Source organism: Parachitinimonas caeni (genome assembly GCF_030129945.1).
Taxonomy (GTDB): domain Bacteria; phylum Pseudomonadota; class Gammaproteobacteria; order Burkholderiales; family Chitinimonadaceae; genus Parachitinimonas; species Parachitinimonas caeni.
The window spans coordinates 1-255 of record NZ_JARRAF010000272.1; the positions used below are offsets into that span (position 1 = coordinate 1).

Consider the following 255-nt stretch of genomic DNA (forward strand, 5'->3'; position numbering starts at 1 on the left):
TATTGACCACACGCTGAGCTACACACATCAGACGGTCAAGCAAGGCAGCCTCGTGCTCGACCTCTCTTACCTGTACGACGAGCCACAGGTAAAACTGGCCTCACAGAACAACCCCGACAACCCCGAGGTGTACTTCTCGCTGACGCCGAACCGTGGCCCGAACCTGCCGACCGCCAAGCCGCTCTACGGCAAGCTGCGGCTGGGCAAGTCCCCAGTAGTGATGATCGACCCGCAATTCCAGCGGCCGGAGGCACC

At 61.2% G+C, this 255-nt stretch carries 1 protein-coding gene; it reads left to right on the plus strand.

What is annotated here, in order from left to right; translation table 11 throughout:
- Positions 1–255 (plus strand): hypothetical protein (locus tag PZA18_RS24655; RefSeq protein WP_284103521.1); only part of this gene is annotated, 255 nt, incomplete at both ends.